The organism is Streptomyces sp. KL109B (assembly GCF_030766935.1).
Lineage (GTDB): Bacteria > Actinomycetota > Actinomycetes > Streptomycetales > Streptomycetaceae > Streptomyces.
On record NZ_JASERL010000006.1, the window covers coordinates 595,296 to 609,176 of the forward strand.

The following is a 13,881-nucleotide window of genomic DNA, read 5'->3' on the forward strand; positions in this document are numbered from 1 at the left end:
CCGCAGGGGCTTGACATACCCGCCACATCCTCAGGAGCCCGTACATGCACACCATCACGGTCGCCGGCGTCCCCGTCGACACCCGCCACTACATCGGTGGCGAACGCCTCGCCTCCGCCGACACCTTCACCGACGTCTCGCCCATCGACGGCGCCGTGCTCGGCGAGATCGCGCGTGGCACGAAGACGGAGGCGGACGCCGCCGTCGCCGCCGCCAAGGAGGCCTTCCCGGGCTGGGCGGCCACCCCGCCCGCCGAGCGTGCCCGCCTCCTGCGTGCCCTCGCAGACGGTGTCGAGAAGCGGGTCGAGGAGCTCGCCCTCGTCGAAACCACCGACAACGGCGCGCTGTTGCGCTCGCACCGGCGCGGCGTGATGCCTCGCGTCGCGCACAACTTCCGGTTCTTCGCGGACTGGCTGACGGACAGCCTCGGCCACGACGACTTCGAGACACGCGGACACACCAACCGCGTCAGCTGGGACCCGGCGGGCCCCTGTGTCCTCATCACGCCGTGGAACGCCCCGCTGATGCTGTCCAGTTGGAAGCTCGCCCCGGCGCTCGCCGCCGGGAACACGGTCGTCCTCAAGCCCGCCGAGTGGACCCCGCTCACCGCGTCCCTCTTCGCCGACATCGCCGAGGCGGCGGGCCTGCCGCCCGGCGTCGTCAACATCGTCCAGGGGTACGGCTCCGAGATCGGCGACGCCCTCACCTCGCACCCCGACGTGCGCCGCGTCAGCTTCACCGGCTCCGTGCCCACCGCCCGGCACATCGCCGCGCAGGCCGCCCCGAACCTCACCCCGCTCAGCCTCGAACTCGGCGGCAAATCGCCCCTGTTGGTGTTCGCCGACGCCGACCTCGACCTCGCCGTGGACCTCGCCGTCGAGCAGTACGACAACGCGGGCCAGGTCTGCCTCGCCGCCACCCGCGTCCTCGTGGACGAATCGATCGCCGACGAGTTCACGCGGCGGTTCGTGGAGAAGGCGGAAGGGCTGCGGCAGGGTGACCCGCGCGACGAGGCCACGGACATCGGCCCGAACATCCACCCCCGCCAACTCGACAAGATCGACGGCTTCGTGCGGCGCGCCCTCGACGCCGGAGCCCGCGCCGTCATCGGCGGCCACCGCGGTGAGGGCAACTACTACCCGCCCACTCTCCTCACCGACGTCGCCCAGGACTCCGAGATCGTCCAGGAAGAGGTCTTCGGCCCCGTCCTCACCCTCCAGACCTTCTCCTCAGGAGACGAGGTCGAGGCCGTCCGCCTCGCCAACGACACCCGCTTCGGCCTCGCCGCCACCGTCGCCACCGGCGACCCCGAACGCGCCGACCGTGTCACCGCGCGGCTCGTCGCGGGCACCGTGTGGGTCAACTGCTTCTTCGTACGCGACCTCCAGGCACCCTTCGGCGGCTCCCGCCAGTCCGGTGTCGGACGCGAGGGCGGCACGTGGAGCTTCGACTTCTACTGCGACCTCAAGAACACCGTGACCGCGCCGAAGGGGTGGACCAACCATGGGTGAGATCGTCGGAGCGGGCCTCCTCGCCCACGTCCCCACCATCGTGCTGCCGGAGGCCGACCGCCTGGAGCTGAACGAGGGCAAGGAGATCACCCTCGTCACCGGCCTCCGCCAGCTCCGTGAAGAGGTCTTCGGCCGCGAGGACTACGACACCGTCGTCGTCCTCGACTCCCACTGGGCGACCACCGTCGAATTCGTCGTCACCGCGCAGAGCCGGCGGGCCGGACTGTTCACGTCGGAGGAGCTGCCGCGCGGCATGTGCCGCATGCCGTACGACTTCGCGGGCGACCCCGAACTCGCCGAGAACATCAGCCAGTTCGCCGACAAGCACGGCACCTGGATCACCCCGATCGACGACCCGTACCTGCCGATCTACTACGCCACCATCAACCTGTGGAAGTTCCTGGGCGAGGGCCTGCCCGACAAGCGCTGGATCACCGTTGGTGTCTGCCAGACCGGTGACACCGAGGACCATCTGCGGCTCGGCCGCGCGCTCGCCGACGGCATCGCCGCCACCCCAGGACGCCGCGTCCTCCTCATCGCCTCCGGCGCCCTGTCGCACACCTTCTGGCCGCTGCGCGAACTGCGCGACCACGAGTCGAGCGACCCCTCGCACATCTTCACGCCCGGGGCCCGCGCCGCCGACGAGGAGCGCATCGCGTGGTTCAAGGAGGGCCGCCACGACCGGGTTCTCGACACCATGGACGAGTTCGCCGCGTACAAGCCGGAAGCCAAGTTCTTCCACTACCTGATGATGGCAGGCGCCCTCGGCGAGCGCGCCTGCACCGCCCCGGCCCGCCAGTACGGCGCGTACGAGAACTCCGTCGGCACCGGACAGGTCCACCTCTGGTTCGACCGCCCGGCCGACGGCTGGACCCGCTGACTTCCCAAGGAGACGTCCCATGCCCGAATACCGCCGCATCCTCCTCGAAGGCGCCGCCGTCCAGGTCACCGTCGACGGCGACGAACTCGTCGCGGGCGACGGCCGCCGCGTCAAGACCGAGGAGGCCCACCACCTGCCCCCGGTGGTCCCCTCCAAGGTGATCGCCGTGCACCTCAACCACCGCAGCCGCGTCGACGAGTTCCGGATCGGTCTGCCCGACACACCCACGTACTTCCACAAGCCGACCTCCGCCCTCAACTCCCACCAGGGCGCCGTCGTCCGCCCCGAGGGCTGCAAGTGGCTCAACTACGAGGGGGAGGTCGCGATCGTCATCGGCAGGACCGCGCGCAACATCGCCCCCGCCGACGCCGGTGACCACATCGCCGGATACACCGTCGCCAACGACTACGGCCTGCACGACTTCCGGGACACCGACGCCGGTTCCATGCTCCGTGTGAAGGGCTCGGACACCCTGTGCCCGCTCGGCCCAGGACTCGTCACCGACTGGGACTTCCACGGCAAGCGGCTGCGCACGTACGTCAACGGGGAGGTGGTGCAGGACGGTTCGACGGACGAGATGAAGTGGGACATGCACTACCTCGTCGCCGACATCGCCCGCACCATCACGCTCCACCCGGGCGATGTGCTGCTGTCCGGTACGCCCGCCAACTCCCGCCCCGTCCAGCCCGGTGACGTCGTCGAGGTGGAGGTCGAGGGCCTCGGCCGCCTCACGAACCACATCGTGACCGGGCCGACCGCCATCCGTACCGACGTCGGCGCCCAGCCGACCGAGTCCGAGGAGGTCCTGTCCACGGCGCTCGGCGGTGACTGGGAGTTCCGTGGCATCAGGCCGCCGAAGCGCTGACATGGGCGGCGCCGTCCGGGCCGGTAGGCTCGACACCATGTCCGACTCCGTCGAGCCGACCGGTGACCAGAGCCGGTCCCGTAAACGCGTCAAGAACTACGGGACCGGCCGCACCGCCCTGCTCGACGCCGCCGTCCGCGTGGTGGCCCAAGGTGGGCTGCGGAAGCTCACCTACCGGGCCGTCGCGCAGGAGGCCGGAGTCACCCACGGGCTCGTCGTGCACCACTTCGGCTCGCGGGACGCGCTCATCGAGGAGGCGGTCAGCCACGCCGTGCACTCCTCGCTCGGCAGCAGCTCCCTCGACGTCGGCACGGGAGACCCCGAGGACTTCTCCGCCGGCCTCGTCGACATGGTCGAATCGGACCCCGAACTCCAGGCGTTCCAGTACGAGTTGCTGCTCGAAGCGCGCCGCAGGCCGGAACTCCTCCCGCACCTGCGCGACCTGTACGAGGAGTACTTCGAAGCCACCCGTCGCGAACTCGACCGGATGCTGCCGACGCCCGTCGACCGCGGCACGTACCGCCTCGTCTTCGCCGCCCTCGAAGGACTCGTCCTGCACCAGCTCGTCTTCGGCGAGCGCGAGGTCACCGAAGAGGCCCTGACCCGGCTGCGCGGACTCCTGTCGGACCTGGCGCGCGGCTGACACCCATGGATACATCGACCTCAAGATGACATGGAACCACTAGTGAGCGAACTGCCTTACGCACGACGTCCGTTGATCGCCATACCGGCCCGCTTCTCCGCGACGACCTCCGCCCTCCGCCACGCCGCCGAGGTCAACGCCCGCGCCCTCGTCGAGGCCGTGTGGCGGGCGGGCGGCGAACCCGCCACCATCCACCCGCACGCCCCCGGTGGCACCGCCGACCCCGCCGAGGTCGCGGCCCGCCTCACCCGCTTCGACGCGCTGCTCCTGCCCGGCGGCGGCGACCTCGCCCCGCACCGCTACGGCGCGTCCCACGCGCACGAGGCGGTGTACGACGTGGACGACGAACAGGACGCGTTCGACCTGGAGTTGGCGCGCCAGGCGCTCGCCACGCGGACGCCGCTGCTCGCCGTCTGCCGCGGCCTGCAAGTCGTCAACACGGCCCTCGGCGGCACCCTCCACCAGGACATGGGCGGCCCCGACCGCGAACACCGCCACGTACGCCACCCGGTGGCCCTCGCTCCCGGCTCGGCGATCGCCCGGGCCACGGAAGCGGAGAAGGCCGAGGCGTCCTGCTACCACCACCAGCACGTGGACCGGCCGGGCGACGGCCTGCACATCACGGCCCGCGCCGCCGACGACACCGTAGAGGCCCTCGAACTGCCCACCCACGACAGCCTGTTCCTGGCGGTGCAGTGGCACCCCGAGGACACGGCCCACGAAGACCCGACCCAGCAGCGGCTGTTCGACGCGCTGGTGGCGGCGGGCGCGGCGCGGGTGGGTTAGCCCTTGGCGGGGCGGCGACCGCTGCGGCGGGGCGCCGGCTCCGCGCCGTCGAGGAGTGCGAGCCTGCGCTCCTCGCCGTGCTGCTCCACCTGCATCACGACGCGGCGCAGCGCGTCCGCGACGGAGCGGCACTCGGCGTCGTCCAACTGCCCGGCGACGAACGCCTCCTCGTCGTTGAAGCGGGGGAACAGCTCCGTCATCATCTCCTCGCCCGCGTCGGTGAGGCTGAGCAGCACGAGGCGGCCGTCCTCGGGGTGGCCGGTGCGGCGCACGAGCCCGCGCGACTCCAGGGTGCGGACGACACCCGTGAGCGTGCCCTTGGAGATTCCGGCCTCCTCCGCGACGTGCCGGGTCTCCGACTCGCCCCACACCCAGACCACCCACAGCACCACGAACGCGGTCCAGGTGAGGTCGGACTCGCGCAGCACCGAGTTCTCCAGGTGCTGCCGCACGGCCGCGGCGGCGCGGTGGATATTGGCCACCACGGCCATCTGTTCATGCCGGATCGGCAGCCCGCCGAGCTTCGCCTCGGCCAGCTTCTCGGCCGCGCTGATGGATCGTTCGCCGGGCACGCTCACACTCCTTCGCCGCCGCCGAGGTGCGAGCCGGGCGGCCATACGTTCGGGCTCAAATTATAGGGAGCGTCACAGGGAGCGCCGACCCTCCGTGGTGAACAGTGCCAGGAACGCCGTGCGGACCTGCCCGGCGACCGCGTCCGGGGATGAGGCGTCGAACTTGCCGTCCAGGTACAGGAACGCCAGGCCGTGGACGAGCGCCCACACCGAGGTCCACAGCGCGTCCGGGTCGGCGTCGGGGAAGGCGCGGCGGGCGGTCTCGCGGACGTAGTCCTCGATGGCGGCGGTCGCGGCCACCCGCTCCTCGTTGCCCGGGTCGCAGGGCTCCGCGAACATCGCGCGGAACAGGGCGGAGTGGTCGAGCGCGAAGCGGACGTAGGCGACGGCGACGTCCGCGATCTCGTCGGCGGTCGTGGGGGAGGGGTGGGCGGCGGCGAGCTGCTCGGCCAGCTCGCGGTAGCCCTCGGCCGCGACCGCCGACACCAGCGCCTCACGGTCCGCGAAGTGCCGGTACGGCGCGGTCGGGGACACCCCGGCACGCCGCGCGACGGCCCGCAGCGACAGCGCGGCGCTGCCGTCCTCCTCAAGCAGCTCGCGGGCCGCCCGCAGACAGGCCGCGCGCAGGTCGCCATGGTGGTACGCGGTCGCTTGTGGCACAGGTCACGCCCTTTCATGTATGCACCGCTTACATTCTCCGCTTAATGTGAGCGGTGCACACATCGTACGGCAGAGTCATTGAGGCGGATGACTCGGATGAGACAGATGAGAGAGGGATTCGGATGACCAGCGAGCTGTTCTCGCCGTTGTCCCTGCGATCCGGCCAGGTCCTGGGCAATCGCATCGCGAAGGCGGCCATGGAGGAGAACCTGGCCGACGACGGCCAACTCCCGGGACCGCACCTCCTGGCGCTGTACCGGCGCTGGGCCGCGGGCGGCACCGGACTGCTGATCACCGGCAACGTCATGGTGCACGCCGAGGCCCTGACCGGACCCGCGGGCGTCGTGCTCGACGAGGCCGCGCCGCTGGAGCCGTTCGCCGAGTGGGCCGAGGCCGGCAAGTCCGGCGGCGGCGCGATGTGGATGCAGATCAACCACCCCGGCCGGCAGGTGCAGTCCGGCATGCCCGGCGTGGTGTGGGGACCCTCCGACGTCGGCGTCGACCTGGGCAGGCACAGCGGCCGGTTCGGCCGGCCCGTCGCCATGACGCCCGAGCAGATCGACGCCACCGTGCAGCGCTTCGCGGTGACGGCCCGCCGCGCCGAGGAGGCCGGCTTCGACGGCGTGGAGATCCACGCCGCGCACGGCTATCTGCTGTCGCAGTTCCTGTCGCCGCTGGTCAACAAGCGGACGGACGACTGGGGCGGCTCGCTGGAGAACAGGGCCCGGCTGCTCCTCGACATCGTCCGCGCGGTGCGCGCCGCCGTCTCGCCCGCCTTCGGCGTCGGCGTGAAGCTCAACTCCGCCGACTTCCAGCGCGGCGGCTTCGACGCCGACGACGCACGCCAGGTCATCGAGATGCTCGCACCCCTCGGTGTCGACCTCGTCGAACTGTCCGGAGGCAGCTACGAGAGCCCCGCCATGACCGGCCGCCCCGCCGACGAGCGCACCCGCTCCCGCGAGGCCTACTTCCTCGACCTGGCCGAGGACCTGGTCGGGTCGAGTCCGGTGCCGCTCATGCTCACCGGCGGTATCACCCGCCGCGAGACGGCGGAGCGGGTCCTCGACAGCGGCGTGGCGCTCGTCGGCATCGGCACCGCCCTCTCCGTCACCCCCGACCTGCCCGAACGCTGGCGCGCGGGCCGCGAGGCGGACCGGGACCTGCGGGCGGTGACCTGGTCCGACAAGGCGCTCGCCTCGGCCGCGAGCATGGCGCAGGTCCGCCACCAGATGCGCCGCATCGCCCACGGCCGGACGCCCGCGCCGGGCACCCACCCGGCGCGCGCCCTGCTCTGCGAACAGGGCCGCCAGCGCCGGGCGTTGCGCCGCTACCGCACCTGGCTCACCACGACACGGCACACCGACGCGCCCGGCGGCGAACCCGGGAGGCGGGTTGCGCGCCAGCGGTGAGGCACCACCATGAACGCATGACCCGAGCACCGATGCAGATCACCGCCCTCGTCATCGACGCCGAGGACCCCGAGCGGCTGGCCGCGTTCTGGTCCGAGCTGCTGGACCGGCCCATCGACAGCCGGCCGGGCCCGTACATCTGGCTGCGCCGCACCGACGGCCTGGTCCTCGGGTTCCAGCGCAACCCGCACCCCACGCCCGGCAAGGACCGCATGCACGTCGACCTCACCTCGCCGGACCTGCCCGCCGAGCAGCGAAGGGTCGAGGCGCTGGGCGGGCGGCGCCTGGAGGAGTACGACGAGGGCGGATTCCTGGTGATGGCCGACCCCGAGGGCAACGAGTTCTGCATCCTGCCCGAGGAGGGCGACGTCGGCATCGACGACGAGGGGCGCGCCCACTACCAGGACTGACCGCCTACGCGGGGAACTCGGACCGATCCGTTACCCGGACCGGTCCGCCCGTGTCGTCCCGTCCGCCGGTGCCCGCGTACCCGGCACCACGCCACGCTCCGCCGCCGTACTGTCCGGCAGCGCCGCCGCCGTCTCGTACCGGCGCGCCCCGAACCGGTACACCAGCACAAGCACCGCGAAGAACGGCAACCCCGCCTTCCAGGAGTCCTCCAGGCCCTCGATGAACACGGTCGACACGAGGATCGCCGCAAGGGCGAGCGCCGCCGCGACGGTGGTGAAGGGCGCGCCGCGCAGCCGGGCCGGGGAGGCGGGCAGGGCGTGCCGGACGCGGTGGCGGCGGAAGGCCACGTGGCTGGCGAGGATGAGGATCCACACCACGAGCGCGCCGAACACCGAGATGCCGAACAGCATGATGTACGCCGTGTCCTCGGAGTGCACCGACAGCAGCGCCGCCGCGCCGAGCCCGACGCCGGAGACGGCGAGCGCCCGGTGCGGGACACCACGTCGCCCGACCCGCGCGAACGGCCGCGGCGCGTGCCGGTCCACCGCAAGCGAGTGGATCATGCGGGTGGCCAGGTAGGTGTTCGCGTTGGCGCTGGACAGGGCGGCGCTGAGCACGACGAAGTTCATGATTCCGGCCGCCGCAGGGATGCCCGCCACGTCGAAGAGTTGGACGAAGGGGCTCGCCGTGACATCGCCGCCCTTCGCGGTGCGCGTCCACGGCACGACGGTGACGACGACCGCCATCGCCAGGACGTAGAAGAGCGCCAGGCGGACCACCATCCGCCGGGCCGCGCGCGGGATGTCGCGCACCGGGTCCTCGGACTCGGCCGCCGTCACCGCGATGATCTCGGTGCCGATGTAGCTGAAGATGACGAAGACGAAGGCGGTCGCGAGCCCGGACATGCCGTGCGGCAGCAGGCCGCCGTGGCCGGACAGGTTCGTGGTGCCGACCGCCGCGTGACCGGGCAGGCCGAGGAACACGTACGCGCAGCCGAGCAGCACGAAGACACCGATCGCGGTGATCTTGATGGTGGAGAACCAGTACTCCAGGCGCCCGAACACCCCCACGCTCAGCGCGTTCGCCGCGAGGATGAGCAGTGAGAACGCCACCACCGGTAGCCAGAGCGGGAGTTCGGGCCACCAGAAGCGCACATAGATGCCGGCCGCGATCACCTCGCCGCCGATCGCGATCACCTGGATCGTCCAGTACGTCCACCGGATCACGAACCCCGCGAGCGGGCCCAGATAGTGCCGGGCGATGCTGCCGAAGGACCCGGCCGCCGGATGCACCGACGTCATCTCGGCGAGCGCCCAGCCGATCACCAGGGCGATCAACGCACAGACCACATAGGCGATGACCGTGGCCGGGCCCGCGGCGGAGATGGCGAGGCTCGAACCGAGGAAGAGGCCCGTGCCGATGGCACCGCCCAGGCCGATCATGCTGAGCTGACGACCGGTCAGCGCACGCTTCAGGCCGTGGTCCTGAGGTGGCGGCGTGGGTGGCGGCGCCGAGCCGGGGCCGGGGGCGTCGGGCATGTCAGTGGCCCTTCGCGCGTATCTCGGCGAGCGCGGCGATCAGCGCGTCGACGTCGGCAGGGGTGTTGTAGTAGTGGAACGAGACGCGCAGCAGGGTGCCGCGCGGGCTCGTGACGATGCGCCGTTCGGCGAGCGCGGCGGCCAGCGCGTCCGGCGCCGGATCGGCGAACGCGACCTGCGGGCCACGGAGTTCGGGGTCGGCGGGCGAGGCGAGGGCCTCGCCCGCCGCGGAGAGCCGCTCGTGCGCGTACGCGGTGAGCGCGCGGACATGTGCCTCGACGTCCTTGGCGTCGACCTCCGCCAGCGTACGAAGGCCGGCCGCGGCGGCGTACGCGGACGGGATCGAAGGGGTGCCGGTCTCGAAGCGCCGCGCGGTGTCCGGGAAGTCGAGCGTCCGCGGATCGAAGCCGAACGGATCGACCCGCCCGAACCACCCCGTCAGCTGCGGCGCCACCTCGTCGCGCACACCCTCGCGCACGTACAGGAAGGCCATGCCGGGGACACCGAGGAGATACTTCAGGGCGCCGCACACCAGGTAGTCGCAGTCCAACTCCCTTACGTTCACGGGGAGTACGCCGAGTCCCTGGTACGCGTCGACGAAGACACGCGCCCCGGCGGCGCGCGCCGCGCGGACCGTCTCGGCCACCGGGAGCCGGACGCCGTTGCGGTACGACACCAGGGGGACGGAGACGAGGTTCGTGGAGTCGTCGATCGCGGCCGCGTACCCGGCGGCGGGCACGACCCCGTCCTCGTCCGGCACGTGCCGCACCCGCGCGCCGCGCCGCTCCTGCGCCAACCACACATGCGCGACGGACGGAAACTCCATGTCCGTCGTGACCAGGCCCGGTCGGCGCGACCAGTCCAGCGTCGACGCCACCTGGTACGCGCCCTCGGAGGCGCAGCCGACCACCGCGACCTCGTCCGTGGTGGCACCGATGTGCGCGGCGAACGCGGCCCGCGCGGCGTCGACCTGCCCCATCCATACACCCCACGGCGCCCCGTGCTCGCGCATCGACCACTGGAACTCCTGGAGAGCCGTCAGTGTGTGCTCGGACATCGCGCCCTGGCTGCAACTGGCCAGGTGGACCGTGTCCTTGAGGGAGGGGAAGCGTTCGCGGAAGTGCTCGGGGGCGGCGATCGGCACGGGGTGACTCGCATTCAGTCCCGGTGAACATGTTCAGTGCGGGTGATGGAACCAGCCGGGTGTGTGCCGCGTCAATGGGTGTGTCGTGTCAGCGGCTCGGTGGAGTCACGCTCACCAGGAACTGCGCCGTGCCCTCGCCCTCGTTGACGTACCGGTGCGGCACGCGGGAGTCGAACGTACAGCTGTCGCCGGGTCCCAACTCGTGGCGCCCGCCGCCCGCTTCGACGACGAGGCTGCCGCTGAGCAGCAGCACGCACTCCTCGGAGGGATGGCTGTAGGGGCGTTCCGAGGACGCCCCGCCGGGCTCCAGCGTCCCCTCCAGGACTTCGAGGCGCGCCGAGCCGGCCGACACCCGCGTGTACTCGATCCCGCCCTCCGGCGACCGCACTTGAATCCGGCGCTCGCGCCGCACCACCGCGACCTCGTCCGGCTCGTCCTGCCGGAAGAGGTCGAAGAGCGGCATGCCGAGCGCGGTGGACAGGCGGCGCAGGCTCTCCAGGCTGGGGTCGGTGAGTCCGCGTTCGACCTGGCTGACCAGCCCGGTCGACACCCCGGCCCGCGTCGCCAGCTCCCGCACCGTCATCTTGTGGGCCTTGCGCAGCTCGCGTATCCGATTGCCGATCACGGGGGCGAGATTAGTGGATGCGCCGCCCCGCATCAGTTGATGCGCCGCCCCGCCCCGGCCCACGCCTTCTCCCGCAGCACATACTTCTGGATCTTTCCGGTCGAGGTCTTGGGGAGCTCGCCGAAGGTCACCGTCTTCGGGGCCTTGAAGCGGGCGAGGCGCTCGCGGACGTGCTCGATGATCTCCGTATCGGTGGCCGTGGCGCCCTCCCGGAGGGTGATGTACGCGGCCGGCACCTCGCCCCAGCGTTCGTCGGGGACCGCGATCACCGCCGCTTCGAGGACCGCCGGGTGGTCCATGATGGCCTGCTCGACCTCGACCGACGCGATGTTCTCGCCGCCGGACACGATGACGTCCTTGGAACGGTCCCGCAGCTCCACATAGCCGTCGGGGTGCACGACGCCGATGTCACCGGTGCGGAACCAGCCGTCGGGCGCGGCCGCGGCCGTGGCCTCCGGGTCGTGCAGGTAGCCGAGCATGACGTTGTTGCCGCGCAGCGCGATCTGGCCGGTCGTCGTGGCGTCCGCCGGGACATCGGAGCCGTCGTCGGCGATCACGCGGGCCGTGCACGAGATCATGTTGCCGACGCCCTGGCGGGCCTTCAGGCGGGCCTGCGCGGCGGCGTCCAGGGAGTCCCACTCGGGGCGCCAGTCGCACAGCATCGCCGGACCGTACGTCTCCGTGAGCCCGTACAAGTGCGTCACGTCGAAGCCCAACTCGGCGGTGCGGCGCAGGATCGCGGGCGACGGCGGGGCGCCGCCGGTCGCGATGCGGATCGTGCGGGACTCGGGGAGCGGGGCCGCCTCTTCGGCGTAGGCGATCATCGACAGGACGGTGGGCGCGCCGTTCAGGTGCGTGACACCCTCCTCGCGGATGAGCCGCCATACCTCCGCCGGGTCCAGCTTCGGCAGGCACACATGGGTGGCAGCCGCCGCGGTCACCGCCCACGGGAAGCACCATCCGTTGCAGTGGAACATCGGCAGCGTCCACAGGTGCACGGCGGAGGGGCTGAGGCCCGTGTGGCCGACCATGGCCACCGACTGCAGATAGGCGCCCCTGTGGTGGTACATCACGCCCTTGGGGCGGCCCGTCGTCCCCGACGTGTAGTTGACGGCGAGGAGGGAGCGCTCGTCGGCGGGCGTGCGGTGCAGCGGCTCGGCGCCGGACAGCAGCGCCTCGTACTCGGCGCCCGCCCGGATCCGGTGCGGCGCCGGCCCGTCGAGGCGGGCGAGCGCGTCGTCGACCAGGACGTCGTACACCGGGTCGTGGATCAGCACCGCCGCTTTCGAATGCCCCAGGATGTACGCCACCTCGGCCGCCGCGAGGCGCGTGTTCACCGCCACGAGCGGCACCCCGGCCCACGGCACCCCGAAGTGCGCCTCCAGGAGTACGTGGGTGTTGGGCGCGAGCACCGCCACGGGCCGCCCGTCGGCCAGCGGCGCCAGGCCGCCCGCGAGGCGCACGCAGCGCTCGCGCAACTCGGCGTAGGTCCAGCGCCGTTCACCGTCGACGACACCGATCCGGTCGCCGTGCGCGGCGGCGGCGCGGTCCAGGTACGCGGTCGGGCTCAGCGGCTCGTACGACAGGCCGTCGAGGGCGGCGACGGATGGCGGCGCGGCGTCCGTGGAGTGTGCCGCGGCGTTCGTGGAGTGCGCGGCGTCGTCCGTGGAGTGCATGTCGTCCTCCTTGCGGGAGAGCGGGGTCCCGAGACCCGCCCTACCCCGTCCGGTGCCGCCCAAGCCGCGGGAACAGCGCGCGCCGCGCCTCGCCCGCGAGGTCGTGCACGAGCGGCGCCAATTCCTTGAAGTCCACCGCCTGACGGTCCCCGCACAGCGACAGCGCCGCCGTGGCGGGGCCGCAGCCGCGTAGCGGGGAGGCGACACAGCGGATGCCGGACAGCGTCTCCTCGTTGTCGACGGCCAGGCCCTCGCGCGCCCGGATCCGGGCCAGTTCGTGCCGCAGCTCGGCCGCCGTGCGCAGGCTGCGCGCCGTGCCGAGCGGCAGCGCGCCCCGGTACGCCGAGTCCACCAGGCCCGGTTTGAGGGTCGCGAGGATGGCCTTGCCGACGGCCGTCGTGTGCGCGGGCAGCCGGGCGCCGAGCCGCGTCGGCAGCCGGGCCGCGCTCCGCCCACCCGCCTTGTCGAGGAAGACCACCTCGCGCCCGTCGAGCACGGCGAGGTGCCCGGCGAGCCCGGTGCGCCGGCACATCTCGTGCAGCAGGGGTGTCACCACGTCCCGGATCTCGTGATGCCCCGCCGCCCGCCGAGCTCCAACGGGCGCATGCCGAGCCGGTATCCGCCCGTGGGGTGGGTGAGCCAGCGCAGCCGGATCATCTGGTCGAGGATGCGGTGCAGCGTCGAGCGCGGCAGGCCGGTGCGGTCGGCGAGGTCGAGCAGGGACAGGCTCGGGGTGTGCGGGTCGAACGCGTCGAGGATGACCGTCATGCGCTCGATCATCGAGACCGGGGCGGGGCACGGCCCCTGGGTGTCGGCCGTGGCCGGTGTCGTCATGGTGGTCGCCTCCCTGGCGGGCGTGCTGACCGGGAGCGCCAAGTGTGGTGCGTACGACGTGCGGTGGGGGAGATCCATGCGGGGCCGGTCCGGAGAAGCGGCGCGGCGCGGCGCGCCGCGCACCCGCACGCTGCTGTGGCATCAGCTCCTCACCGGGGCCGTCGCCGTCGCGGCGACGGGCGGCATGGCGACCGCCACGGTCTGGCAGCTGGCCGACCTGTCACCGTCGAAGCCCAGCCTGCCCAGCGACCTGCCCACCCTCCGGCTGCCCACGGCGAAGCACACGCCTTCGCCGCTGTTCCCCGGGCCGGACCGGACGTGAACCCG

Annotated in this window: 16 protein-coding genes; 8 read left to right on the forward strand and 8 right to left on the reverse strand. The window is 72.2% G+C overall.

The annotated features are described in order from the left end of the window. The first annotated feature begins 44 nt into the window (after nt 1–44). From RBJ65_RS23430 to RBJ65_RS23450, 5 genes are read left to right on the forward strand one after another with little or no spacing between them, the layout of a single operon-like run. Nucleotides 45–1,511 (forward strand): aldehyde dehydrogenase, encoded by a 1,467-nt coding sequence (locus tag RBJ65_RS23430; protein ID WP_306319117.1) that lies wholly within the window; start codon nt 45–47, stop codon nt 1,509–1,511. Further along, complete coding sequence (locus RBJ65_RS23435) at nt 1,504–2,391, forward strand: 3,4-dihydroxyphenylacetate 2,3-dioxygenase (RefSeq protein ID WP_306319118.1); 888 nt, start codon at nt 1,504–1,506, stop codon at nt 2,389–2,391. Before RBJ65_RS23430 ends, RBJ65_RS23435 begins: the two co-directional genes overlap by 8 nt. A gap of 19 nt (nt 2,392–2,410) precedes the next feature. Next, nucleotides 2,411–3,256, forward strand: coding sequence for a fumarylacetoacetate hydrolase family protein (locus RBJ65_RS23440; RefSeq protein WP_306319119.1), 846 nt, complete (start codon nt 2,411–2,413; stop codon nt 3,254–3,256). 37 nt (nt 3,257–3,293) lie between these two features. Continuing rightward, nucleotides 3,294–3,899 carry a TetR/AcrR family transcriptional regulator gene (locus RBJ65_RS23445; protein ID WP_306319120.1) on the forward strand — a complete coding sequence of 202 codons (606 nt, stop codon included), beginning with the start codon at nt 3,294–3,296 and terminating at the stop codon, nt 3,897–3,899. A gap of 42 nt (nt 3,900–3,941) precedes the next feature. Further along, nucleotides 3,942–4,685 carry a gamma-glutamyl-gamma-aminobutyrate hydrolase family protein gene (locus tag RBJ65_RS23450; protein WP_306319121.1) on the forward strand — a complete coding sequence of 248 codons (744 nt, stop codon included), beginning with the start codon at nt 3,942–3,944 and terminating at the stop codon, nt 4,683–4,685. On the opposite strand, the gene RBJ65_RS23455 is transcribed toward RBJ65_RS23450, so the two are convergent. Further along, complete coding sequence (locus RBJ65_RS23455) at nt 4,682–5,257, reverse strand: MarR family winged helix-turn-helix transcriptional regulator (RefSeq protein WP_306319122.1); 576 nt, start codon at nt 5,255–5,257, stop codon at nt 4,682–4,684. The two genes, RBJ65_RS23450 and RBJ65_RS23455, sit on opposite strands and share 4 nt — an antisense overlap. Before the next feature lie 72 nt (nt 5,258–5,329). Further along, a complete protein-coding gene (locus tag RBJ65_RS23460) occupies nt 5,330–5,917 on the reverse strand; it encodes a TetR/AcrR family transcriptional regulator (RefSeq protein ID WP_306319123.1) in 588 nt (195 codons plus the stop codon). Nucleotides 5,918–6,039: 122 nt separating this feature from the next. Here RBJ65_RS23460 and RBJ65_RS23465 point away from each other — a divergent pair, with 122 nt between their 5' ends. Together RBJ65_RS23465 and RBJ65_RS23470 are read left to right on the forward strand one after the other, a co-directional pair. Next, entirely contained in the window at nt 6,040–7,326 is a 1,287-nt protein-coding gene (locus RBJ65_RS23465; protein WP_306319124.1) for an NADH:flavin oxidoreductase/NADH oxidase family protein, read from the forward strand. A gap of 17 nt (nt 7,327–7,343) precedes the next feature. Further along, a complete protein-coding gene (locus RBJ65_RS23470) occupies nt 7,344–7,736 on the forward strand; it encodes a VOC family protein (RefSeq protein ID WP_306319125.1) in 393 nt (130 codons plus the stop codon). A 30-nt stretch (nt 7,737–7,766) separates the two neighbouring features. Here RBJ65_RS23470 and RBJ65_RS23475 read toward each other — a convergent pair whose 3' ends face one another. The 6 genes from RBJ65_RS23475 to RBJ65_RS23500 all read right to left on the reverse strand — a co-directional run bounded on the left by RBJ65_RS23475 (nt 7,767) and on the right by RBJ65_RS23500 (nt 13,488). After that, nucleotides 7,767–9,275 (reverse strand): amino acid permease, encoded by a 1,509-nt coding sequence (locus tag RBJ65_RS23475; protein WP_306319126.1) that lies wholly within the window; start codon nt 9,273–9,275, stop codon nt 7,767–7,769. Nucleotide 9,276: 1 nt separating this feature from the next. Continuing rightward, on the reverse strand, nt 9,277–10,419 hold the full coding sequence (locus RBJ65_RS23480) for an aminotransferase class V-fold PLP-dependent enzyme (RefSeq protein ID WP_306319127.1): 1,143 nt from the start codon (nt 10,417–10,419) through the stop codon (nt 9,277–9,279). 88 nt (nt 10,420–10,507) lie between these two features. After that, entirely contained in the window at nt 10,508–11,044 is a 537-nt protein-coding gene (locus RBJ65_RS23485) for a helix-turn-helix domain-containing protein (RefSeq protein ID WP_306319128.1), read from the reverse strand. A gap of 32 nt (nt 11,045–11,076) precedes the next feature. Further along, nucleotides 11,077–12,720 carry an AMP-binding protein gene (locus RBJ65_RS23490; protein ID WP_306319129.1) on the reverse strand — a complete coding sequence of 548 codons (1,644 nt, stop codon included), beginning with the start codon at nt 12,718–12,720 and terminating at the stop codon, nt 11,077–11,079. A gap of 40 nt (nt 12,721–12,760) precedes the next feature. Continuing rightward, entirely contained in the window at nt 12,761–13,276 is a 516-nt protein-coding gene (locus tag RBJ65_RS23495; protein WP_306319130.1) for an IclR family transcriptional regulator, read from the reverse strand. Then, the gene (locus RBJ65_RS23500; protein ID WP_306319131.1) at nt 13,270–13,488 is read right to left on the reverse strand and encodes a helix-turn-helix domain-containing protein; all 219 of its coding nucleotides are present in this window, start codon (nt 13,486–13,488) and stop codon (nt 13,270–13,272) included. Before RBJ65_RS23500 ends, RBJ65_RS23495 begins: the two co-directional genes overlap by 7 nt. On the opposite strand from RBJ65_RS23500, the gene RBJ65_RS23505 reads away from it, so the two are divergent. After that, on the forward strand, nt 13,487–13,876 hold the full coding sequence (locus tag RBJ65_RS23505; RefSeq protein WP_306319132.1) for a hypothetical protein: 390 nt from the start codon (nt 13,487–13,489) through the stop codon (nt 13,874–13,876). The genes RBJ65_RS23500 and RBJ65_RS23505 overlap by 2 nt on opposite strands. Nucleotides 13,877–13,881 lie beyond the last annotated feature (5 nt).

Coding starts and splice junctions, on each gene's coding strand:
- RBJ65_RS23465 (WP_306319124.1), top strand. CDS start 6,040: ATGACCAGCGAGCTGTTCTCGCCGTTGTCCCTGCGATCCGGCCAGGTC.
- RBJ65_RS23445 (WP_306319120.1), top strand. CDS start 3,294: ATGTCCGACTCCGTCGAGCCGACCGGTGACCAGAGCCGGTCCCGTAAA.
- RBJ65_RS23475 (WP_306319126.1), bottom strand. CDS start 9,275: ATGCCCGACGCCCCCGGCCCCGGCTCGGCGCCGCCACCCACGCCGCCA.
- RBJ65_RS23440 (WP_306319119.1), top strand. CDS start 2,411: ATGCCCGAATACCGCCGCATCCTCCTCGAAGGCGCCGCCGTCCAGGTC.
- RBJ65_RS23435 (WP_306319118.1), top strand. CDS start 1,504: ATGGGTGAGATCGTCGGAGCGGGCCTCCTCGCCCACGTCCCCACCATC.
- RBJ65_RS23505 (WP_306319132.1), top strand. CDS start 13,487: ATGCGCTCGATCATCGAGACCGGGGCGGGGCACGGCCCCTGGGTGTCG.
- RBJ65_RS23500 (WP_306319131.1), bottom strand. CDS start 13,488: ATGACGGTCATCCTCGACGCGTTCGACCCGCACACCCCGAGCCTGTCC.
- RBJ65_RS23430 (WP_306319117.1), top strand. CDS start 45: ATGCACACCATCACGGTCGCCGGCGTCCCCGTCGACACCCGCCACTAC.
- RBJ65_RS23490 (WP_306319129.1), bottom strand. CDS start 12,720: ATGCACTCCACGGACGACGCCGCGCACTCCACGAACGCCGCGGCACAC.
- RBJ65_RS23470 (WP_306319125.1), top strand. CDS start 7,344: ATGACCCGAGCACCGATGCAGATCACCGCCCTCGTCATCGACGCCGAG.